Raw genomic sequence first — 21,958 nt, 5'->3', positions numbered from 1 at the left:
GATCAGTGGGCGCAGCCCCAGCTCGCGGCCGTCGCCGCCTCGGCCTTCTCCCGCAGGTCGCGGACGGCCTTGGCCGGGTCGTCCGCCCCGTACACCGCGGAGCCCGCGACGAACACATCGGCGCCGGCCTCCGCGCAGCGCTCGATGGTCTCCGCCGAGACCCCGCCGTCCACCTGGAGCCACACCTGGAGGCCGTGCCGGGAGATCAGCTCTCGGGTGCGGCGGATCTTCGGCAGCATGATGTCCAGGAACGCCTGGCCACCGAAGCCCGGCTCGACGGTCATGATCAACAGCATGTCCAGCTCGGGCAGCAGGTCCTCGAACGGCTCGATCGGGGTGGCCGGCTTCAGCGCCATCGACGCCCGCGCGCCCTTGGCCCGGATCTCCCGCGCCAGCCGCACCGGCGCCCCGGCCGCCTCCGCGTGGAAGGTGACCGAACCGGCCCCGGCCTCCACGTACTGCGGCGCCCAGCGGTCCGGGTCCTCGATCATCAGGTGCAGATCGAGGGGGGTCTCCGTCGCCTTGCTCAGCGCCTCGACGATCGGCACGCCGAGGGTGAGGTTGGGGACGAAGTGGTTGTCCATCACGTCGACATGGAGCCAGTCGGCGCCCTCGACGGCCTTCGCCTCCTCAGCGAGGCGGGCGAAGTCGGCGGACAGGATGCTGGGGTTGATCAAGGCCATGCCCCCAGTATGGCGGTCCGCCCACGCACGGTCCGCGCCGGGCCGGGAGACTCCCGTCACCCCGGCACGGGCCCCCGGCACCGGTCCGCCCCGGCCGGACGCGCGGCCCGGCCGGGGCGGACGAGGTGGTGCCTGACGGCGGTGGGTCAGCCCTTCAGGGCCGTCAGCGCCTGGTTCAGCGTCTTCGACGGACGCATCACCGCGGACGCCTTGGCGGCGTCGGGGCGGTAGTAGCCGCCGATCTCGGCCGGGGAGCCCTGCACCGCGATCAGCTCGTCGATGATGGTCTGCTCCTGCTCGGTCAGCGTCTTGGCCAGCGGCCCGAACGCCTCGGCGAGCTGCGCGTCGTCGGTCTGCTTGGCCAACTCCTGGGCCCAGTAGGTGGCCAGGTAGAAGTGGCTGCCGCGGTTGTCGATACCGCCCAGGCGGCGGCTCGGCGACTTGTTCTCGTTGAGGAACGAGCCGGTCGCGCGGTCGAGGGTGTCGGCGAGGACCTTGGCGCGGGCGTTGCCGGTGGTCGTCGCAAGGTGCTCGAAGCTGACCGCGAGGGCCAGGAACTCGCCCAGGCTGTCCCAGCGGAGGTAGTTCTCCTTGACCAACTGCTGGACGTGCTTCGGGGCGGAGCCGCCGGCGCCGGTCTCGAACAGGCCGCCACCGTTCATCAGCGGCACGACCGAGAGCATCTTGGCGCTGGTGCCCAGCTCCAGGATCGGGAACAGGTCGGTCAGGTAGTCGCGCAGCACGTTGCCGGTGACCGAGATGGTGTTCTCGCCGCGGCGGATCCGCTCCAGGGAGAACGTGGTCGCCTCGACCGGGGCCAGGATCTTGATCTCCAGGCCGTCGGTGTCGTGCTCCGGCAGGTACGCCCTGACCTTCGCGATCAACTGGGCGTCGTGCGCGCGGGTCTCGTCGAGCCAGAACACCGCCGGGTCACCGGTGGCGCGGGCGCGGGTGACGGCCAGCTTGACCCAGTCCTTGATCGGGGCGTCCTTGGTCTGGCACATCCGGAAGATGTCGCCGGCGCCCACGGTCTGCTCCAGGACGACGTTGCCCGCGCCGTCGAGGACCCGCACCGTGCCGGTGGTCGGGATCTCGAAGGTCTTGTCGTGGCTGCCGTACTCCTCGGCCTTCTGCGCCATGAGGCCGACGTTGGGCACCGACCCCATGGTGGCCGGGTCGAAGGCGCCGTGGGCGCGGCAGTCCTCGATGACGGCCTGGTAGACGCCGGCGTAGCTGCTGTCCGGCAGCACCGCGAGGGTGTCGGCCTCCTCGCCGTCCGGGCCCCACATGTGGCCGGAGGTGCGGATCATGGCCGGCATCGAGGCGTCCACGATGACGTCGCTGGGCACGTGCAGGTTGGTGATGCCGCGGTCGGAGTCGACCATCGCCAGCTCCGGGCCCTCGGCCAGCTCGGCGTCGAACGACGCCTTGATCTCGGCGCCGTTGGGCAGCGCGTCCAGGCCCTTGTAGATGCCGCCGAGGCCGTCGTTCGGGGTGAGGCCCGCGGCGGCCAGCGCCTCGCCGTACTGGGCGAAGGTCTTGGGGAAGAAGGCGCGCACGACGTGACCGAAGACGATCGGGTCGGAGACCTTCATCATCGTGGCCTTGAGGTGCACGGAGAACAGCACGCCCTCGGCCTTGGCCTTGGCGACCTGCGCGGCCAGGAACTCGCGCAGCGGACCGACCCGCATCACGGAGGCGTCCACGACCTCGCCGGCCAGGACCGGTACCGACTCGCGCAGCACGGTGGTGGTGCCGTCGTCGCCGGCCAGCTCGATGCGGAGCGTGCCGTCCCCGGCGATCACCGCGGACTTCTCGGTGGAGCGGAAGTCGTCCGCGCCCATGGTCGCGACGTTGGTCTTGGACTCGGAGGTCCAGGCACCCATGCGGTGCGGGTGCGCCTTGGCGTAGTTCTTGACCGACGCGGGGGCGCGGCGGTCCGAATTGCCCTCGCGCAGCACGGGGTTGACGGCGCTGCCCTTGACCTTGTCGTAGCGGGCGCGGATCTCGCGCTCCTCGTCGGTCTTCGGGTCGTCCGGGTAGTCCGGGAGCGCGTAGCCCTGCTCCTGAAGCTCGGCGACGGCCGCCTTGAGCTGCGGGATGGAGGCCGAGATGTTCGGCAGCTTGATGATGTTGGCGCCGGGCGTCTTGGCCAACTCACCGAGCTCGGCGAGGGCGTCGGGGATCCGCTGCTCCTCCTTGAGGTACTCGGGGAACACGGCGATGATCCGGCCGGACAGCGAGATGTCGCGGGTCTCCAGCGTCACCCCGGCCGTCGCCGCGTACGCCTCCGCCACCGGCAGGAACGAGTACGTCGCCAGGGCCGGGGCCTCGTCAGTGTGGGTGTAAATGATGGTCGAGTCAGTCACCGGGTCCGCTCCATCCACGTCTGCAAAATTGCTCGACATCAAGATATCAACATTGCTCGACATCAAGATATCTCCTCGTCCGGTCCGGCTCCCCGGGGGTGTGCCCCTCGTCTCCATCGGAACCGGCCACCCCCGCGACGGCCCCGTCAGCCGGTCCGCCGCAGCAGCGCCAGATACATCGCGTCGGTGCCGTGCAGATGCGGCCACAACTGCACGTCCGGGCCGTCGCCGAGCTCCGGGACCCCGGGCATCAGCGGCCGGGCGTCGACCCACTCGGCCTCGGCCGCCGGGCCGCCGCGCCCCTTGAGGACGTCCTCCACCACCGCCCGGGTCTCCGCCGGATGCGGCGAGCAGGTCGCATAGCCGACCACCCCGCCGACCCGCACCGCCGCCAGCGCCTGCCGCAGCAACTCCCGCTGCAGCGGCGCGAATCCGTCCAGGTCCTCGGGGCGACGCCGCCAGCGCGCCTCGGGCCGCCGGCGCAGCGCGCCCAGCCCGGTGCACGGCACGTCCACCAACACCCGGTCGAAGGCCCCGGGCCGCCACGCCGGGCGGGTGCCGTCGGCGGCGATCACCGCGTACGGACCGGGGTTGCCGTCCAGCGCCCGGGCCACCAACCGCGCCCGGTGCGGCTGCTTCTCGGACGCCAGCAGCGCCGCGCCCCGCTGCGCCGCCAGCGCGCCCAACAGTGCCGCCTTGCCGCCCGGCCCCGCGCAGCCGTCCAACCAGGCCCGGTCCGGGCCCTCCAACGGGGCGTTGGCCAGCGCCAGCGCCACCAACTGGCTGCCCTCGTCCTGCACTCCGGCGCGCCCCTCGCGCACCGCGTCCAGCGCGCCCGGCTCCCCGCCCTCGGCGAGCCGGACCGCGTACGGCGACCACCGGCCCGGCACCGCGCCCTCCTCGCCCGCGGCGGCCAACAGCTCCTCCGCGGTGGCCCGTCCGGGCCGCGCCACCAGCGTCACCTCGGGACGCTCGTTGTCCGCCGCCAACAGGTCCTCAATGCCCGCCCGGCCACCGCCGAGCGCGTCCCACAGGGCGGAGACGACCCAGCGCGGATGCGCGTGCACGATCCCCAGGTGCTCCTCGGGATCGTCGTCGTACTCCGGCGCCACCCGCTCCAGCCAGCCGTCCAGATCGTCCGCCGCGACCTTGCGCAGCACCGCGTTGACGAACTTCGCCCGGCCATCGCCCAGCACCACCCGGGCCAGCTCCACGGTGGCGCTCACCGCGGCGTGCGTCGGGATGCGCGTGCCGAGCAACTGGTGCGCGCCCAGCGTCAGCACGTCCAGCACCGGCGGGTCCACCTCGCGCAGCGGCCGGTCCACGCAACGGTCCAGGATCGCGTCGTAGGTGCCCTGGCGGCGCAGCGTCCCGTACACCAACTCGGTTGCCAGCGCCGCGTCCCGGGCGTCGAACTCCCCGCCCTCGCGCGCCTTGCGCAGCAGCGGCGGCAGGACGAGGTTGGCGTACGCATCCCGCTCGTCCACCGCCCGCAGCGCCTCGAACGCGAGGATCCGGACCGGGTCCTTCTTCGGGCGGCGGTAGGGCTTACGGGTGCCGTGGCGGCGGGGCGGCTGCTGACTCACGAAAAGGTGCTCCGGTATTACGGGACGGGGGTCCGCCCCAGCCTACGCGGGCCCCCGACCGGCAGCGCGCGGGGACGACCCCCGGCCCGCGCCGCCGGACCGGTCAGCCGCCCAGCCGCTCGCCGGCCGCGATCCGCACCCCGCGCGCCCAGTCCGCGCCCTTCATCGGCTTCTTGCCCTGCGGCTGCACCCACACCAGCTCGACGGGGTGGCTGCCGGTGCCCACGTGAACCGCCTTCTTCGTGACGGCCAGTTCGCCCGGGGCGAGCTCCGGACCCTCATAACCGGGGGCCAGGGCGCCCGACATCACCTTCAGCCGCTCCCCGCGGAAGACCGTCCAGGCGCCGGGCGCCGGCGCACAGCCCCGGATCACCCGGTCCACCCGCAGCGCCGGCGCGCTCCACTCGATCCGGGCGTCCTCGACCTCGATCTTCGGGGCCAGGGTGACCCCCTCCGCCGGCTGCGGCACCGCCTTGAGGGTGCCGTCCTCGATGCCGTCCATCGTGGCCACCAGCAGCCCGGAGCCGGCGAACGCGAGCCGGGTCAGCAGATCGCCGCTGGTGTCCGCCGACCGGATCTCCTCGGTGATCACCCCGTACACCGGGCCGGAGTCCAGCCCCTGCTCGATCTGGAAGGTGGCGGCACCGGTGATCTCATCGCCGGCCAGCACCGCGTGCTGCACCGGCGCCGCCCCCCGCCACGCCGGCAGCAGCGAGAAGTGCAGGTTGACCCACCCGTGCGCGGGAATCTCCAACGCCGCCTTGGGCAACAGCGCTCCGTACGCCACCACCGGGCAGCAGTCCGGCCCGATCTCCCGCAGCCGCGCGAGGAACTCCTCGTCCCGCGGCTTCGCCGGCTTCAACACCTCGATGCCGGCCTCCTCCGCGCGCTCCGCGACCGGGCTGGCCACCAGCCGGCGGCCCCGCCCGGCCGGCGCGTCGGGCCGGGTCACGACGGCCACCACCTCGTGCCGGTCCGAGGCGATCAGGGCATCGAGGGCAGGCACGGCGACCTCGGGGGTACCGGCGAAGACAAGCCTCATGGGTGACGGACTACCTCTCACACGCAGCGGAACGGCGCACCAGTCTAAGAGTCTTGGCGCAGGTCATGGGCCGGAACGCCGGGGGGCGTGCGAACTTACCCACGCCCCGCGCACAAGCTCGTACGCCCCCATACCGTGACCAGAGCCGCTCCTGACGCGTTGGTCAAGCAGCATTGACCGAATTTCGGGCCGCTTTGGCGGCCCGATCGCGCTTCACCCTTCCTTTCCACGCCGGTTCGAGAGGCTTGCTCATGGCCGACCACGCAACCCACGACGCCCAGGCGCGCGCCAGCCTGCATCTCCTGGTGCGGGACATCGAGCGCGTCCGCCGGCAGGTGGACGCCCTGCGCACGCTCACCGCGCAGCTCGGCAACGTCTACCGGCCGCGGCGCACGGGCCCGTCCGCGGGCTTCGTCGTCTACGGACGCGCCCCCGCCCCGACCGTGCGGCTCGCGCAGGAACTCCGCGACAGCGTCGAAACCCTCGTCACCGCCGCCGTCGACTTCGACCGCTCGCTGGGCTTCTCCTGGGACGCGGTGGGCTCCGCACTCGGCGTCACCAAGCAGGCGGTGCACCGCCGTTACGGCGCCCGGCGCGCCGCCGCCCAGCCGTCCGGCGACGGCACCGACCCCGCGGTGCGCTCCTCCGACGCCTCCGCCGCCCGCGCCGTCAGCATGGCCGGCGGCCTGTCCGGACCCCCCTCCGTCCCCGCCGCCCGCTCCATGCCCACCCAGCCCTCCGCGGTCTCCCGCGACGAGGCCCGCCCCGGCGCCTTCCCCGGCCCTCGCAACGGCTGACCTCCCGCCGTTCCCCTCGTACTCCTACGCCCCACCCTCACCCCCGCCCCCTTACGCCCCCACGTTTCCGACGGCCCGCCGCCCCGGTGCCCGGGGCCGCCTGCCGACCACGGTCCCGGAGCGGGGAGGTCGGCGAAGCGAGGCCGCGACGGCGCGCGCGGAGGGTGCGGGCGGTGCGCACGGCCCGCCCGTGATCCGGACCGCTCGCGGCTACGGGTCCGGCGACGCGCGACGCGCACGACCCGGGTGTCCGGGACCACGGGCCGATGCCGGCAGTTGGGCGGATGCGGCCCCGGGGCGATGCGTCGACGCGGGCCGCGCCTCGGGCCACCGACCGTCAACCACCGCGCCACCGGCGAAGGTTGAGTGACCGCCCCCGGGCCCCGGCCCAAGCCCCGCTCGGGCCGCCCGCCGGCGGCGGCCGGTGGCCCCGCCCCTCAGCCCAGGTCCGGCGGGTCGATCCGGACCCGGACCGGCTCACCCTCGCGTTTGACCAGGCGGGCCGCGCGCGCGGACTTCAGCGCCGCGGCCAGTGCGGCGCCCTGGCCGGGGCGGACCCGTACGAGGGCGCGCTCCCACGCCTCACCCGGCGGGGGATCGCCCGGCCGACGGGGCCGCCCGGCGTCCGGTATCGGCAGCGGCACCGGGCCCAACACCTCAGCCCCCGCGGGGAGTTCGGCCGCGCCCAGCAAGCCGGCCACGTCCTCGGGACGGCCCGCCACCGAGGCCATCCGCGACACCGGCGGGAAGCCCAACTCCGCCCGCTCGGCCAACTCCCGCACCGCATGGCCGACCGGATCCCACCGCACCAGCGCCTGCACCGGACGCAGGGTCGGCTCCGCGATCACCGCGACCGTGCCGCCCGCCTCCTGCCCACGGACCAGCGCGGCCGCGCCCAGCCAGCGGCGCAACGCCTCCTCGCCGGCCCGCAGATCCGGCCGCCCGAGCAGCGCCCAGCCGTCCAGCAGCAGCGCGGCCGCGTACCCCGCGCCGTCCGCGACCGGCTCGGCGCCGGGCGTGCTGACCACCAGCGCGGGCGTGCCGGGCACCGTCGTCAGGACGTGGTCCCGCCCCGATGTGCGCACCGGAACCGCCGGGAACGCCCGGCCCAGCTCCTCCGCGGTGCGCCGCGCCCCGACGATCTGCGCCCGCAACCGGGACCCGCCGCATTCCGCGCAATGCCAGGCCGACTCCTCGCGACCGCACCAGGCACAGGCCAACTCGCCGGCCTCGCGCGCCTCCAACGGGCCGGCACACGCCCGGCAACGGGCCGGCGTCCGACACCGCTCACACGCCAGCCGGGGTGCGTACCCCCGCCGCGGCACCTGCACCAGCACCGGGCCGCGCGTGAGCCCGTCCCGCACGATCTGCCACGCCATCGACGGCAACCGGGCGGCGCGCGCCGCGGCGTCCCGCGCCTCGTCGCCGTCCCCGACCGTACGCACCAAAGGAGCGGCGGCCCGGACCCGCTCGCGGCCGGCGGTCAACGGCCGCGCCCAGCCGGTCTCCACCAACTGCGCCGCCTCGACCGTGCAGCTCAGCCCGCCGAGCAGGAACCCGGCTCGCTCGCTGACCGCGCGCTGGATCAACACCTCCCGGGCGTGCGGCTGCGGGGCGTGCGGATCGCTGTGGCTGGGGTCCCCGTCGTCCCACAGGGCGACCAACCCCAGCCCGGCGACGGGCGCGAACATCGCCGCCCGGGTGCCGATCACCGCCCGCACCGAGCCCCGGCTGACCGCCAGCCAGCGCCGGTAGCGCTCCTCGGGCCCGCACTCCGCCGTCAGCACCACATGCCGGTCGGCGCCGATCAGCGCACCCAGCGCCGCGTCCACCCGCGCCGCGGCCCGCCCGTCGGGCACCACCACCAGCGCCCCGCGCCCCCCGGCGAGCGCCGCGGCCACCGCCCGCGCCAGCTCCTCCGGCCAGCTCGGCCCGGGCAACGCCGTCCACACCGCCCGCGGCGCGTCCCCCCGCGCCAGCGCGGCCAGAAACCCGGGGCCGGCCCCGTAACGCTCCCAACTCCCCGGCTCCGGCGGGGCGTTCGGCGGCAACGGCGCCGGCGACGGCTTGGCCTCGACGCGCGCCCGGCGCGGCGGCACCGCGAGCTGCACCACGTCCGCCAGCGACCCGGCGTACCGGTCGGCGACCGCCCGGCACAGCGCCAGCAGCTCCGGGCTCAGCACCGGCTCCGGCGAGAGCACCTGGGCGAGCGGCGCCAGCACCCCCCGGAAGTCGCTCTCCGCCACCCGCTCCACGATGAAGCCGCTGACCAGTCGGCCGCCCTCGCGCCGCCCGCCCTTCTCCCCCGCCCCGAAGCGCACCCGCACCCGCACCCCGGGCCGCGCCTCGGAGTCCATCGCGGCGGGCACCGCGTAGTCGAAGAACCGGTCGAGGTGCACCAGCCCCTTGTCCACCAGCACCCGCGCCACCGGCAGCTCCGCCGCCAGCGCGGCCCCCCGCCACGTCCGCGGCTTGGCGCGCTCCGCCTTCGTCTCCCGCACGGTCTCCCGGATCAGGGCCAACTGCTCGCCCTGCTCCCCCGGCTCCCGCCCGTTCTCCCTGCTCACAGCAACCAGTCTTAGCAGACGCCACTGACAACGGCCGGTGCCGGCGAACGGCCAGGGGCCCCGAACCGCCGAAGCGGTCCGGGGCCCCTGGAGGGTTCCCTTGCGGTGCGGTGCCTTACAGGCCCGCGGCCTTGCGGAGGGCGTCCACCCGGTCGGTGCGCTCCCAGGTGAACTCCTCCTGCTCACGGCCGAAGTGGCCGTAGGCGGCGGTCTGGGCGTAGATCGGGCGGAGCAGGTCGAGGTCGCGGATGATCGCGGCCGGGCGGAGGTCGAAGACCTCGCCGATGGCCTGCTCGATCTTGTCGGTGTCGACGGCGTTGGTGCCGAAGGTCTCGACGAACAGGCCGACCGGCTCGGCCTTGCCGATGGCGTAGGCGACCTGGACCTCGCAGCGCGCGGCGAGGCCGGCGGCGACCACGTTCTTGGCGACCCAGCGCATCGCGTACGCGGCCGAACGGTCCACCTTGGACGGGTCCTTGCCGGAGAAGGCACCGCCGCCGTGGCGGGCCATGCCGCCGTAGGTGTCGATGATGATCTTGCGGCCGGTCAGGCCGGCGTCGCCCATCGGGCCGCCGATCTCGAAGCGACCGGTCGGGTTGACCAGCAGCCGGTAGTCCTCGGTGTCCAGCTTGATGCCGTCCTCGACGAGCTGGGACAGCACGTGCTCGACGACGAACTCGCGGATGTCGGGCGCCAGCAGCGAGTCCAGGTCGATGTCGCTGGCGTGCTGGGAGGAGACCACCACGGTGTCGAGGCGGACGGCCTTGTTGCCGTCGTACTCGATGGTGACCTGGGTCTTGCCGTCGGGACGCAGGTAGGGGATGGTCCCGTTCTTGCGGACCTCCGACAGCCGGCGCGACAGGCGGTGCGCCAGGTAGATCGGGAGCGGCATGAGCTCGGGGGTCTCGTCGCAGGCGAACCCGAACATCAGGCCCTGGTCGCCGGCGCCCTGCCGGTCCAGTTCGTCGTCGTCGCCCTCGACGCGGTTCTCGTAGGCGGTGTCGACGCCCTGGGCGATGTCCGGTGACTGCGCGCCGATGGACACCGAGACGCCGCAGGAGGCGCCGTCGAAGCCCTTCTTGGACGAGTCGTAACCGATCTCAAGGATCTTGTTCCGGACGAGGTTGGGGATGTCGGCGTACGCCTTGGTCGTCACCTCGCCGGCCACGTGCACCAGGCCGGTGGTGATCAACGTCTCAACGGCGACCCGAGAGGTCGGGTCCTCCTTGAGGAGCGCGTCGAGAATGGTGTCGCTGATCTGGTCAGCGATCTTGTCAGGGTGGCCCTCGGTAACAGACTCCGAGGTGAACAGGCGGCGGGACACATCGCTCCCTGGGGTTGCAGCGGCTGCTGGCTGATCATTTAGCGGAACGGCCGAGAGCTGCGCTCGGCCGGACCGCTGCCAGTTTATCGGTCTAACGTGGCGCGCGGGCACCCAGTCTCGTTTTATGGAACCCCCGTGACCTGGGACACCACGCCTCACGGTAGTGACGATCACCTCGGCGATCGGTCCGGTCAAGAGGGCACGCCGAATTTCGATGGGGCGGCGAAGGCCCTCCCGGAGGCGGTATCGGGGATTCCGCTGGGCGTTTCCGGTCAGGCTCCCGGGGCGGCCAGACGGGGCGCGACCAGGTCCCAAACCGTGTCGGCGAGGGCTTCTTTCGGGCCGTACGGGACGGGGGTCTCGGTGCCGTCCGTGGCCAGGATCACGGCCTCGTTTTCGGCCGAACCGAAGGTCTTGCGCTCGCCGACCTCGTTGACCACCAGAAGATCGCAGCCCTTGCGGGCCAGCTTGGCGCGGCCGTTGGCGAGGACGTCATCGGTCTCCGCGGCGAAGCCGACGACCACCTGGCCGGGGCGGGCCCGGTCGGCGGAGAGCTCGGCGAGGATGTCCGGATTACGCACCAGAGTGATGGGGTCCGGCTCCTGCCCCTCCCGCTTCTTGATCTTGCCGGTGGCGTAATGGGCGGGTCGGAAATCGGCCACCGCGGCGGCCATCACCACCGCGTCGGCGTCGGCCGCGGCCTTGAGCACGGCCTCGCGGAGCTGCCGGGCGGTGCCGATGCGGACCACGTCCACCCCCGCCGGGTCGGGCAGCTCGGTGTTGCCGGCGACCAGGGTGACCCGGGCGCCGCGGGCCGCGGCCGTACGGGCCAGCGCGTAACCCTGCTTGCCGGAGGAGCGGTTGCCCAGGTAGCGCACCGGGTCCAGCGGCTCCCGGGTCCCACCGGCGCTGACCACGACGTGCCGGCCGGCCAGGTCCCGCGCCAGGCCCTGGGCCCCGCGGGCCAGCACCTGGCGGCACAGGTCGAAGATCTCCACCGGGTCGGGGAAGCGGCCCTTGCCGGTGTCGACGCCGGTGAGCCGGCCCACCGCGGGCTCGATGACCAGCGCGCCGCGGCGGCGCAGCGTGGCGACGTTCTCCTGGGTGGCGGGGTTCTCCCACATCTCGGTGTGCATCGCGGGGGCGAAAACCACCGGACAGCGGGCGGTGAGCAGGGTGTTGGTCAGCAGGTCGTCGGCGAGGCCGTGGGCGGCCTTGGCCAGCAGGTCGGCGGTGGCCGGGGCGACCACGACGAGGTCGGCGGCCTGGCCGATGCGGACGTGCGGGACCTCGTGGACGGACTCCCAGACCTCGGTGGTGGCCGGGTTGCCGGACAGCGCCGACCAGGTGGCCTCCCCGACGAAGTGCAGCGCCGAGGCGGTCGGCACGACCCGAACGTCGTGGCCGGACTCCGTGAGCCGCCGCAGCAGCTCGCACGCCTTGTACGCGGCGATCCCGCCGCTGACCCCCAGGACAACCCTGGGCCGCTCCCGCTTCTCCATCGCTTCCCCGCTCCCCGAGTTCAGCTCCGAACGCATGTCCCTCAACCTATGCCCTCCGGGCACGCCAAGGGCCCGGCAGGTCCGCCCAGCCACACGCTGGGAGGCGCCCCTGCCGGGCCCTTGGTGAGGTAAAGCCTTGTGCCGCTTACTGGCCGACGGGGCCCTCGACGGCCTCCGAGGTCAGCAGACCCGCGTTGATCTCGCGGAGCGCGATCGACAGGGGCTTCTCGTGGACGTGGGTGTCGACCAGCGGGCCGACGTACTCCAGCAGGCCCTCGCCGAGCTGGGAGTAGTAGGCGTTGATCTGGCGCGCGCGCTTGGCGGCGTAGATCACGAGGCTGTACTTCGAGTCCGTGGCCTCAAGAAGCTCATCAATGGGCGGGTTGATGATGCCCTCGGGTGCGGTGATGGAAGAGGACACTCTCTACCTTCCGAAAGGGGATGAAGCAGGTGATAGCGCGCGGCCGCGCTGAAATCCGTGGCGCCGGGATCGGGACCGGTCAGTCTCCGGTGGTCCGGTCCTCAGAGCGACGCAACATCAAGGCTAGCAGCTCACGGCTGACGTCCTCGACGGAGGTGTTGACGAGTGTGACGTCGAACTCCTTCTCCGCCGCCAGCTCGATCCGGGCCGCCTCCAGGCGCCGCTCGATGACCTCCGGCGCCTCCGTGCCGCGGCCGGTGAGCCGGCGGACCAACTCCTCCCAGCTCGGCGGGGCCAGGAAGACCAGGTTGGCGTCGGACATGGACTCGCGGACCTGGCGGGCGCCCTGGAGGTCGATCTCCAGCAGGACGGGCTCGCCGGACTCCAGCCGGTCCAGGACCGCCTTGCGCGGGGTGCCGTAGCGGTTGCCGGCGAACTCGGCCCACTCCAGCAGTTCGCCGTTGGCGATCAGCTTGTCGAACTCCTCGTCCTCGACGAAGAAGTACTGGACGCCGTGACGCTCCCCCGGGCGCGGCTTGCGGGTGGTGGCCGACACCGAGAGCCAGATTTCGGGGTGGACCTTGCGCAGATGCGCGACGACCGTGCTCTTGCCGACCCCCGAGGGGCCGGAGAGCACGGTCAGGCGCGGTTGTCTGGCCGGGGGTACGGGGGCGGACCCCCGGGAGACTGCTGAACTCATGCAGCGATTATTCCAGCTACCCGGCAGTGCCGGGAAACTCAGGAACCAGTGCTGCCGAACTCGCGCTCCAGCGATGCGATCTGGTTCGAGCCCAGGCCGCGGACGCGGCGGCTCTCGGAGATGCCGAGCCGCTCCATGATCTGCTTCGCGCGGACCTTGCCGACGCCGGGCAGGGACTCCAGGAGGGCGGAGACCTTCATCTTGCCGATGACATCGTTCTTCTGGCCCTGCTGGATGACCTCGTGGAGGGAAGCTCCCGAGTGCTTGAGCCGATTCTTGACCTCGGCGCGCTCCCGGCGAGCCGCGGCGGCCTTTTCGAGCGCGGCAGCGCGCTGTTCAGGGGTAAGGGGCGGAAGAGCCACGCCTACGTCACCTCGGATGTCGAACTGTCGGATACGGACCGGTGTGGAACCTAGTCGCCCCGTCACAACGGAGCAACGAGCAACGCGCTTACGTGCAGTGCTCTCGACGGAGACTAGCGGCCGATGGCGCTCCAGTCAGCGAGAACAGACGAAAAGTCCTGGTCAGACTCTGCTGACCAGGACATTTCGGGACTAACTGACCTCGTTATGCAACCGCCGCGCGCACTTCGTCGGCGAACCGGGCCGCCGCCGCGCGTAGTGCGCCGGCGTCCGGGCCGTGCTTGAGCACTCCCCGACTGACGCTCGGGACCACGTTGCGGACCGTCCCGCCGAAGACCGTGGGCAGGTCCGCGGGGGTGGCGCCCTGCGCGCCGATGCCGGGAGCCAGCAGCGGGCCGTTGATCGCCAGGTCGAACGCGGAGAGATCGCCGAGCGTGGCGCCGACGACCGCGCCGAAGGAGCCCAGCGGCTCCGCCCCGGCGTTCTCGGCGGCGAGGTGGCCGAGCATCGTGGCGGCGACGGTGCGGCCGTCCTCGCGGACCGCGCGCTGGACCTCCGCGCCCTCCGGGTTGGAGGTCAGGCCCAGCACGAAGAGCCCGGCGCCGCTCTGCCGCGCCAGCTCCACGGCTGGCCGCAGCGAGCCGTAGCCGAGGTACGGGGAGAGCGTGAGCGCGTCCGAGAAGAGCGGGGAGTCCGGGCGCAGGAACGCCTCGGCGTAGGCGCCCATGGTGGAACCGATGTCGCCGCGCTTGGCGTCCATCAGGATCAGCGCACCACGTTCCCGGGCCTCCTCGACGGCGGTCTCCAGGACCGCGATGCCGCGCGAGCCGAACCGCTCGAAGAAGGCCGACTGCGGCTTGAAGACCGCGACCTGCTCGCCGAGCGCCTCGACGACGGTCCGGGTGAACCGGGCCAGACCCGCCACGTCGTCGTTGAGGCCCCAGTCGGCCAGCAGCGACGCGTGCGGGTCGATGCCGACGCAGAGCGGGCCGCGCTCGTCCATGGCGCGGCGGAGGCGGGCACCGAAGGGCGGAAGGGGGTCCGGCCGCCCGGAGGGCGCCGTTGCGGGGCGGTGGTCGGGCGACGGGCGGGTCACGGGGTCACCTGCTTGTGGTCGGCGCCGACCGCGTCGGCGAGGGTGGCGTAGGGGCTGGTGCGCAGCCGCGCGGCCAGGCCCCGGTGGATCGCGCGGCACCAGAACGGGCCCTGGTAGATGAAGGCGCTGTAGCCCTGGACGAGGGTGGCGCCGGCGAGGATGCGCTGCCAGGCGTCCTCGGCGGTCTCGATGCCGCCGACGCCGATCAGGGTGATCCGGTCGCCGACCCGGGCGTACAGGCGGCGCAGGACCTCCAGGGAGCGCTCCTTGACGGGGGCGCCGGACAGGCCGCCGGTCTCGGCGACCAGCTCCGGGTCGGAGGTCAGGCCCAGCCCCTCGCGGGCGATGGTGGTGTTGGTGGCGATGATGCCGTCCAGGCCCAGCTCCAGGGCGAGGTCGGCGACCGCGTCGACGTCCTCGTCGGCCAGGTCGGGGGCGATCTTGACCAGGAGCGGGACGCGGCGGTCGGTGACCGTGCGGTCGGCGGCCTCGCGGACCGCGGTGAGCAGCGGGCGCAGGTGGTCCGTGGCCTGGAGGTTGCGCAGCCCGGGGGTGTTCGGCGAGGAGACGTTGACGACCAGGTAGTCGGCGTGCCGGGCCAGGCGCTCGGTGGAGGTGACGTAGTCGGCGACCGCCTCGGCCTCCGGCACGACCTTGGTCTTGCCGATGTTGACGCCGACGGTGGTGCGGAAGACCGGGTTCCGGGCGGCCAGGCGGGCGGCGACCGCCGCCGAGCCCTCGTTGTTGAAGCCCATCCGGTTGATCAGCGCGCGGTCCGGGACGAGCCGGAACAGCCGCTTCTTGGGATTGCCGGGCTGCGGCTGGGCGGTGACCGTGCCGATCTCGACGTGGTCGAAGCCGAGCATGGCCATCCCGTCGATGGCGACGGCGTTCTTGTCGAAGCCGGCGGCCAGGCCGAACGGGCCGTGCATCCGGCGGCCCAGGGCCTCGGTGCGCAGCTCCTTGTGGCGGGGGGCCAGGACGGCCGCGACGAAGGTGCGCAGCACCGGGACGCGCGCGGCCAGGCGGATCCAGCGGAAGGCCAGGTGGTGGGCCTTCTCGGGGTCCAGGCGCTGGAAGAAGAGCTGGAAGAACAGGCGGTACATGGGGGCGGTGGCCTTACGGGAGAGGGTGGGCGGGCTCATGAAGAGGGGGACACCGCTGTGGTGTCCCCCTCCGGGCCTCACTCCTCGCGGGCCGCCGTCAGGTGCCTGGCGTGCTCCTGGAGGGAGCGCACCCCGACGTCACCCCGGGACATCGCCTCGATGCCCTGGACGGCGGCGGCCAGCGCCTGGACCGTGGTCAGGCAGGGGATGCCGCGCGCCACGGAGGCGGTGCGGATGTCGTAGCCGTCGAGCCGACCGCCGGTCCCGTAGGGGGTGTTGACGATCAGGTCGACCTCGCCGTCGTGGATGAGCTGGACGATGGTCTTCTCGCCGTTCGGGCCCTCGCCCTCGGAGTGCTTGCGCACCACGGTGGTCTTGATGCCGTTGCGGCGCAGCACCTCGGCGGTGCCGGAGGTGGCCAGCAGCTCGAAGCCGTGGGCGACCAGCTCGCGGGCCGGGAAGATCATCGTGCGCTTGTCGCGGTTGGCGACGGAGACGAACGCCCGGCCCTTGGTGGGCAGCGCACCGTAGGCGCCGGACTGCGACTTGGCGTAGGCCGTGCCGAAGACCGAGTCGATGCCCATGACCTCGCCGGTGGAGCGCATCTCCGGGCCGAGGATGGTGTCCACGCCACGGCCGGAGCGGTCCCGGAAGCGCGACCAGGGCATGACCGCTTCCTTGACGGAGATCGGGGCGTCCAGCGGCAGCGTGCCGCCGTCCCCGGTCTTGGGCAGCATGCCCTCGGCGCGCAGCTCGGCGATGGTGGCGCCCAGCGAGATCCGGGCGGCGGCCTTGGCCAGCGGCACCGCGGTGGCCTTCGAGGTGAACGGCACGGTCCGCGAGGCGCGCGGGTTGGCCTCCAGGACGTAGAGGATGTCACCGGCCATCGCGAACTGGATGTTGATCAGGCCGCGGACGCCAACCCCCTTGGCGATGGCCTCCGTTGAGGCCCGCAGCCGCTTGATGTCGAAGCCGCCGAGGGTGATCGGGGGCAGCGCGCAGGCGGAGTCGCCGGAGTGGATGCCGGCCTCCTCGATGTGCTCCATGACGCCGCCGAGGTAGAGCTCGTGGCCGTCGTAGAGCGCGTCGACGTCGATCTCGATGGCGTCGTCGAGGAACCGGTCGATCAGGACCGGGTGCTGGTCGATCAGGCCGGCGTGCCGCTGGAGGTACTCGGCCAGCGAGGGCTCGTCGTAGACGATCTCCATGCCGCGGCCGCCGAGGACGTACGACGGGCGGACCATGACCGGGTAGCCGATCTCGGCGGCGATCGTCCTGGCCTCGTCGAAGGAGAAGGCGGTGCCGTACTTGGGGGCCGGCAGCCCGGCCTCGGTCAGCACCCGGCCGAACGCGCCGCGCTCCTCGGCGAGGTCGATCGCCTCGGGCGACGTGCCCACGATCGGCACGCCGTTGTCCTTGAGCGCCTGCGCCAGGCCGAGCGGGGTCTGCCCACCGAGCTGGACGACGACGCCGGCGACCGGCCCGGCCTCCTGCTCGGCGTGCACGACCTCCAGCACGTCCTCCAGGGTGAGCGGCTCGAAGTAGAGCCGGTCGGAGGTGTCGTAGTCGGTGGAGACGGTCTCCGGGTTGCAGTTGACCATCACGGTCTCGTAGCCGGCGTCGCTGAGCGCGAAGCTGGCGTGGACGCAGGAGTAGTCGAACTCGATGCCCTGGCCGATGCGGTTGGGGCCGGAGCCCAGGATGATCACCGCGGGCTTCTCGCGCGGTGCGACCTCGGTCTCCTCGTCGTAGGACGAGTAGAAGTACGGGGTGCGGGCGGCGAATTCGGCGGCGCAGGTGTCGACCGTCTTGTAGACCGGGCGGAGGCCGAGGGCGTGCCGGACCTCGCGGACGACCTCCTCGCGCAGGCCGCGGAGGGCGGCGATCTGGGTGTCGGAGAAGCCGTGGCGCTTTGCTTCCGCAAGGACTTCCGGGTCCAGCTTGTCGGCGGCCGCGATCTCGTCCGCGACCTCCTTGATCAGGAAGAGCTGGTCGACGAACCACGGGTCGATCTTGGTGGCGTCGAAGACCTCCTGTGGGGTGGCACCGGCCCGGATCGCGGCCATCACGGTGTTGATCCGGCCGTCGGTGGGGACCTCGGCCCGCTCCAGCAGCTCCGCCTTCTCGCCGGGCTCGCCGGTGAAGTCGAACTGGCTGCCCTTCTTCTCCAGCGAGCGCAGCGCCTTGTTGAGCGCCTCGGTGAAGTTGCGGCCGATGGCCATCGCCTCGCCGACCGACTTCATGGTGGTGGTGAGGGTGGCGTCGGCGGCCGGGAACTTCTCGAAGGCGAACCGCGGCACCTTGACGACGACGTAGTCCAGGGTCGGCTCGAACGACGCCGGGGTCTCCCGGGTGATGTCGTTCGGGATCTCGTCCAGGGTGTAGCCGACGGCCAGCTTGGCGGCAATCTTCGCGATCGGGAAGCCGGTGGCCTTGGAAGCCAGGGCGGAGGAGCGGGATACCCGGGGGTTCATCTCGATGACGATGACCCGGCCGTCCTCGGGGTTGACCGCGAACTGGATGTTGCAACCACCGGTGTCCACGCCGACCTCGCGGATCACCGCGATGCCGATGTCCCGGAGGATCTGGTACTCCCGGTCGGTGAGCGTCATCGCCGGCGCGACGGTGATCGAGTCGCCGGTGTGCACGCCCATCGGGTCGAAGTTCTCGATGGAGCAGACGACCACGACGTTGTCGTGCTTGTCGCGCATCAGCTCCAGCTCGTACTCCTTCCACCCGAGGATGGACTCCTCCAGGAGCACCTCGGTGGTCGGCGAGAGCGTCAGGCCCTGGCCGGCGATCCGGCGCAGCTCCTCCTCGTCGTGGGCGAAGCCGGAGCCGGCGCCGCCCATGGTGAAGGAAGGGCGGACCACGACCGGGTAACCGCCGAGCTCCTCAACGCCCTTGAGGACGTCGTCCATGGAGTGGCAGATCACCGAGCGGGCGGACTCGCCGTGGCCGATCTTGGCGTTGACCGCCTCGACGACCTCCTTGAACAGGTCGCGGTCCTCGCCCTTGTTGATCGCCTCGACGTTGGCGCCGATCAGCTCGACGCCGTACTTGTCGAGGGTGCCGGCCTCGTGCAGCGAGATGGCGGTGTTGAGCGCCGTCTGGCCGCCGAGGGTCGGCAGCAGGGTGTCGGGGCGTTCCTTGGCGATGATCTTCTCGACGAACTCCGGGGTGATCGGCTCGACGTAGGTGGCGTCGGCGATCTCCGGGTCGGTCATGATCGTGGCCGGGTTGGAGTTGACCAGGATGACGCGCAGGCCCTCGGACTTGAGGACCCGGCAAGCCTGGGTGCCGGAGTAGTCGAACTCGGCGGCCTGACCGATGACGATCGGGCCGGAGCCGATGACCAGGACGGACTGGATATCGGTGCGCTTAGGCACGCTGGCCCTCCATCAGGACGGTGTTCATCAAAGACGTGAAGCGGTCGAAGAGGTACGCGGCGTCGTGCGGGCCGGCGGCCGCCTCGGGGTGGTACTGCACGCTGAAGGCCGGCTGGTCCAGGAGTTGGAGCCCCTCCACCACGTTGTCGTTGAGGCAGACGTGGGTGACCTCGGCGCGGCCGAAGGGGGTGTCGGAGACCTTGTCGAGCGGCGCGTCCACGGCGAACCCGTGGTTGTGCGCGGTGACCTCGACCTTGCCGGTCGTGCGGTCCTGCACCGGCTGGTTGATGCCGCGGTGCCCGTACTTGAGCTTGTACGTGCCGAAGCCCAGCGCCCGGCCCAGGATCTGGTTGCCGAAGCAGATGCCGAACAGCGGGGTCTTCCGGGAGAGCACCTCGCGCATCACCGAGACCGCGTGGTCGGCGGTGGCCGGGTCGCCGGGCCCGTTGGAGAAGAACACGCCGTCGGGGTTGACCGCGTAGACGTCCTCGGCGGTGGCGGTGGCCGGCAGGACGTGCACCTCGATGCCGCGCTCGGCCATCCGGTGCGGGGTCATGCCCTTGATGCCGAGGTCGATCGCGGCGACGGTGAACTTCTTGGCACCGATGGCCGGGACGACGTACGCCTCCTTGGTGGCGACCTGCGCGGAGAGGTCGGCGCCCTGCATCTCGGGCTGCTGACGGACCTCGGCGAGCATGGTGCCCTCGTCGGGCAGCGCGTTGCCGGAGAAGATCCCGACCCGCATCGCCCCGCGCTCGCGCAGGTGGCGGGTGAGCGCCCGGGTGTCGATGCCGCTGATGCCGACGACGCCCTGGCGGCGCAGCTCCTCGTCGAGGGAGCGGCGGGAGCGCCAGTTGGACGGGATCCGGGCGGGGTCGCGGACGACGTAGCCGGAGACCCAGATCCGCTGGGACTCGGAGTCCTCGTCGTTCACGCCGGTGTTGCCGACGTGCGGGGCGGTCATGACGACCACCTGGCGGTGGTAGGAGGGGTCGGTCAGCGTCTCCTGGTAGCCGGTCATGCCGGTGGAGAACACCGCCTCGCCGAAGGTCTCCCCCACGGCCCCGTAGGCGCGGCCGCGGAAGGTGCGACCGTCCTCCAGGACGAGTACGGCGGGGATCTTGGCGGTCCCCTTGGTGGAGGTCGTCATCGTGCGCCTTCCGTTTCGGTGTGCTCGGTGGTGTGCTCGCTGCTGAGCCGGTTCAGGGCCGCGACCCAGGCCGGGTGCTCCTCGGCCCGGTCGGAGCGGAACCCGGAGTCGATCTGCCTGTCGCCGTGCTCCCAGGTGACGACCAGCAGGCCGCCCTCCGGGAGGACCTTGCCGGCGATGCCCTTGTCGAGGCGGGCGCCGCGCAGCGCGGCGGCCGGGACGAAGAAGTCCGTGGCGCCGGGCCGTTCGACGATCAGGCCCCGGTCGGTCAGGGTCAGTTCCGCGCGGCTGCGGGTGCCCAGGCCGTGGGCGACGATCCGGTCGAGCCACTGCCCGGCGGTGGTCGAGCCGTGGTAGCGGCCGCTGAGGGTGAGGTGGGCCTCGCCCGCGTCCGCGGGGGCGGCCGGCAGCTCCGGCAGGTCGCCCTGGAGGGTGCCGCGCCACTTCCAGCCCTGGCGCATCAGCCAGTAGACGAAGGCGACGAAGACCAGGAGGCCGACCACCCAGGCGATGCGCCCGGACCAGTCGGTGACCGGGGCGGAGTGCTGCGCCGCGGCCAGGGGGATGAGTTGAGGAGTCACGCGAGCTTCCCGTCGACGACCGTTGCGCGGCCCCGCAGGAAGGTGTGGGTGACGCGTCCCGGCAGCTCACGGCCCTCGTAGGGGGTGTTGCGGCTGCGGGAGGCGAAGCCCGCGGGGTCCACCTCTCCACGGTAAGCGGAATCGAGCAGGGTGAGGTTGGCGGGCTCACCGGCGGCGACGGGGCGCCCCTGGCCGGCCAGCGACCCGATCCGCGCCGGGGTGGCGGACATCCGGTCGGCGACGCCGGCCCAGTCCAGCAGCCCGGTCTCGACCATGGTGTGCTGGACGACCGACAGCGCGGTCTCCAGGCCCACCATGCCCATCGCGGCCGCGGCCCACTCGCAGTCCTTGTCCTCGTGCGGGTGCGGGGCGTGGTCGGTGGCGACGATGTCGATGGTGCCGTCGGCGAGGGCCTCGCGCAGCGCCATGACGTCGCGCTCGGTGCGCAGCGGCGGGTTGACCTTGTAGACCGGGTTGTAGCTGCGCACCAACTCGTCGGTGAGCAGCAGGTGGTGCGGGGTGACCTCGGCGGTCACGTCGATGCCGCGGGACTTGGCCCACCGGACGATCTCGACGCTGCCGGCGGTCGACAGGTGGCAGATGTGCACCCGGGAGCCGACGTGCTCGGCGAGCAGCACGTCCCGGGCGATGATCGACTCCTCGGCGACGGCCGGCCAGCCGCCCAGCCCCAACTCGGCCGAGACGACACCCTCGTTCATCTGGGCGCCCTCGGTCAGCCGCGGCTCCTGGGCGTGCTGGGCGACGACGCCGCCGAACGCCTTCACGTACTCCAGGGCCCGCCGCATGATCACCGCGTCGTCGACGCACTTGCCGTCGTCGGAGAAGACCGTGACGCCGGCCGCCGACTCGTGCATCGCGCCGAGTTCGGCCAGCTTCTTGCCCTCCAGGCCGACGGTGACGGCGCCGATGGGCTGCACGTCGCAGTAGCCGTGGTCCCTGCCGAGCCGGTAGACCTGCTCGACGACGCCGGCGGTGTCGGCGACCGGGAAGGTGTTGGCCATGGCGAACACCGCGGTGAAGCCGCCGCTGGCCGCGGCCCGGGTGCCGGTCAGCACCGTCTCGGAGTCCTCGCGGCCCGGCTCGCGCAGATGGGTGTGCAGGTCCACGAGGCCGGGCAGCAGGATCTTCCCGTCGGCCTCGATCACCTCGGCGCCCTCGGCGGACAGCCCGACGCCGACGCCCTCGATGGTCTCGCCGTCGATCAACACGTCCTGGGGCGCGCCGCCGAGCACCTTCGCACCGCGGATCAGGATCTTGCTCAT

At 72.5% G+C, this 21,958-nt stretch carries 17 protein-coding genes; 1 reads left to right on the top strand and 16 read right to left on the bottom strand.

The genetic code is table 11. From position 1 onward, the window contains the following. Window positions 1–2 precede the first annotated feature (2 nt). From rpe to fmt, 4 genes are all read right to left on the bottom strand, one after another. Window positions 3–683 (bottom strand): ribulose-phosphate 3-epimerase, encoded by a 681-nt coding sequence (rpe, locus tag PV796_RS31870; RefSeq protein ID WP_274917085.1) that lies wholly within the window; start codon window positions 681–683, stop codon window positions 3–5. A 146-nt stretch (window positions 684–829) separates the two neighbouring features. After that, complete coding sequence (locus PV796_RS31865; RefSeq protein WP_274917084.1) at window positions 830–3,052, bottom strand: NADP-dependent isocitrate dehydrogenase; 2,223 nt, start codon at window positions 3,050–3,052, stop codon at window positions 830–832. 146 nt (window positions 3,053–3,198) lie between these two features. Then, window positions 3,199–4,638 carry an RsmB/NOP family class I SAM-dependent RNA methyltransferase gene (locus tag PV796_RS31860; protein ID WP_274917083.1) on the bottom strand — a complete coding sequence of 480 codons (1,440 nt, stop codon included), beginning with the start codon at window positions 4,636–4,638 and terminating at the stop codon, window positions 3,199–3,201. Between the two features lie 103 nt (window positions 4,639–4,741). Beyond that, on the bottom strand, window positions 4,742–5,680 hold the full coding sequence (fmt, locus tag PV796_RS31855; RefSeq protein WP_274917082.1) for a methionyl-tRNA formyltransferase: 939 nt from the start codon (window positions 5,678–5,680) through the stop codon (window positions 4,742–4,744). 251 nt (window positions 5,681–5,931) lie between these two features. On the opposite strand from fmt, the gene PV796_RS31850 reads away from it, so the two are divergent. After that, complete coding sequence (locus PV796_RS31850; protein ID WP_274917081.1) at window positions 5,932–6,477, top strand: hypothetical protein; 546 nt, start codon at window positions 5,932–5,934, stop codon at window positions 6,475–6,477. 437 nt (window positions 6,478–6,914) lie between these two features. Here the strand turns inward: PV796_RS31850 and PV796_RS31845 are convergent, their stop codons facing one another. The 12 genes from PV796_RS31845 to PV796_RS31790 form a co-directional block, all read right to left on the bottom strand. Further along, window positions 6,915–9,044, bottom strand: coding sequence for a primosomal protein N' (locus PV796_RS31845; RefSeq protein WP_274917080.1), 2,130 nt, complete (start codon window positions 9,042–9,044; stop codon window positions 6,915–6,917). Window positions 9,045–9,159: 115 nt separating this feature from the next. Next, complete coding sequence (gene metK, locus PV796_RS31840; protein WP_274917078.1) at window positions 9,160–10,368, bottom strand: methionine adenosyltransferase; 1,209 nt, start codon at window positions 10,366–10,368, stop codon at window positions 9,160–9,162. Between the two features lie 272 nt (window positions 10,369–10,640). Continuing rightward, a complete protein-coding gene (gene coaBC, locus PV796_RS31835; protein ID WP_446750640.1) occupies window positions 10,641–11,906 on the bottom strand; it encodes a bifunctional phosphopantothenoylcysteine decarboxylase/phosphopantothenate--cysteine ligase CoaBC in 1,266 nt (421 codons plus the stop codon). 109 nt (window positions 11,907–12,015) lie between these two features. Then, the gene (gene rpoZ / locus PV796_RS31830) at window positions 12,016–12,291 is read right to left on the bottom strand and encodes a DNA-directed RNA polymerase subunit omega (RefSeq protein WP_274917076.1); all 276 of its coding nucleotides are present in this window, start codon (window positions 12,289–12,291) and stop codon (window positions 12,016–12,018) included. 79 nt (window positions 12,292–12,370) lie between these two features. Next, window positions 12,371–12,991, bottom strand: a complete 621-nt coding sequence (gene gmk / locus PV796_RS31825; RefSeq protein WP_274917074.1) for a guanylate kinase — start codon at window positions 12,989–12,991, stop codon at window positions 12,371–12,373. 38 nt (window positions 12,992–13,029) lie between these two features. Next, a complete protein-coding gene (locus PV796_RS31820) occupies window positions 13,030–13,353 on the bottom strand; it encodes an integration host factor (protein ID WP_016572363.1) in 324 nt (107 codons plus the stop codon). 205 nt (window positions 13,354–13,558) lie between these two features. Next, window positions 13,559–14,449: an orotidine-5'-phosphate decarboxylase gene (gene pyrF, locus PV796_RS31815; RefSeq protein WP_274917068.1), complete on the bottom strand. Its 891-nt coding sequence runs from the start codon at window positions 14,447–14,449 to the stop codon at window positions 13,559–13,561. After that, complete coding sequence (locus tag PV796_RS31810; RefSeq protein ID WP_274919316.1) at window positions 14,446–15,555, bottom strand: quinone-dependent dihydroorotate dehydrogenase; 1,110 nt, start codon at window positions 15,553–15,555, stop codon at window positions 14,446–14,448. Before PV796_RS31810 ends, pyrF begins: the two co-directional genes overlap by 4 nt. 77 nt (window positions 15,556–15,632) lie before the next feature. Next, window positions 15,633–18,944, bottom strand: a complete 3,312-nt coding sequence (gene carB, locus PV796_RS31805) for a carbamoyl-phosphate synthase large subunit (protein WP_274917067.1) — start codon at window positions 18,942–18,944, stop codon at window positions 15,633–15,635. Next, window positions 18,937–20,094, bottom strand: a complete 1,158-nt coding sequence (gene carA / locus PV796_RS31800; RefSeq protein ID WP_274917066.1) for a glutamine-hydrolyzing carbamoyl-phosphate synthase small subunit — start codon at window positions 20,092–20,094, stop codon at window positions 18,937–18,939. The genes carB and carA overlap by 8 nt, the downstream gene beginning before the upstream one ends. Further along, entirely contained in the window at window positions 20,091–20,675 is a 585-nt protein-coding gene (locus PV796_RS31795; protein ID WP_274917064.1) for a PH-like domain-containing protein, read from the bottom strand. The genes carA and PV796_RS31795 overlap by 4 nt, the downstream gene beginning before the upstream one ends. Then, window positions 20,672–21,958, bottom strand: a complete 1,287-nt coding sequence (locus PV796_RS31790) for a dihydroorotase (RefSeq protein ID WP_274917062.1) — start codon at window positions 21,956–21,958, stop codon at window positions 20,672–20,674. Before PV796_RS31790 ends, PV796_RS31795 begins: the two co-directional genes overlap by 4 nt.

The sequence above is a fragment of the Streptomyces sp. WZ-12 genome, from assembly GCF_028898845.1.
Classification (GTDB): Bacteria; Actinomycetota; Actinomycetes; order Streptomycetales; family Streptomycetaceae; genus Streptomyces.
The sequence above is the reverse complement of the archived record's forward strand: the minus strand, read 5'-3'. Positions and strand labels throughout refer to the sequence as shown.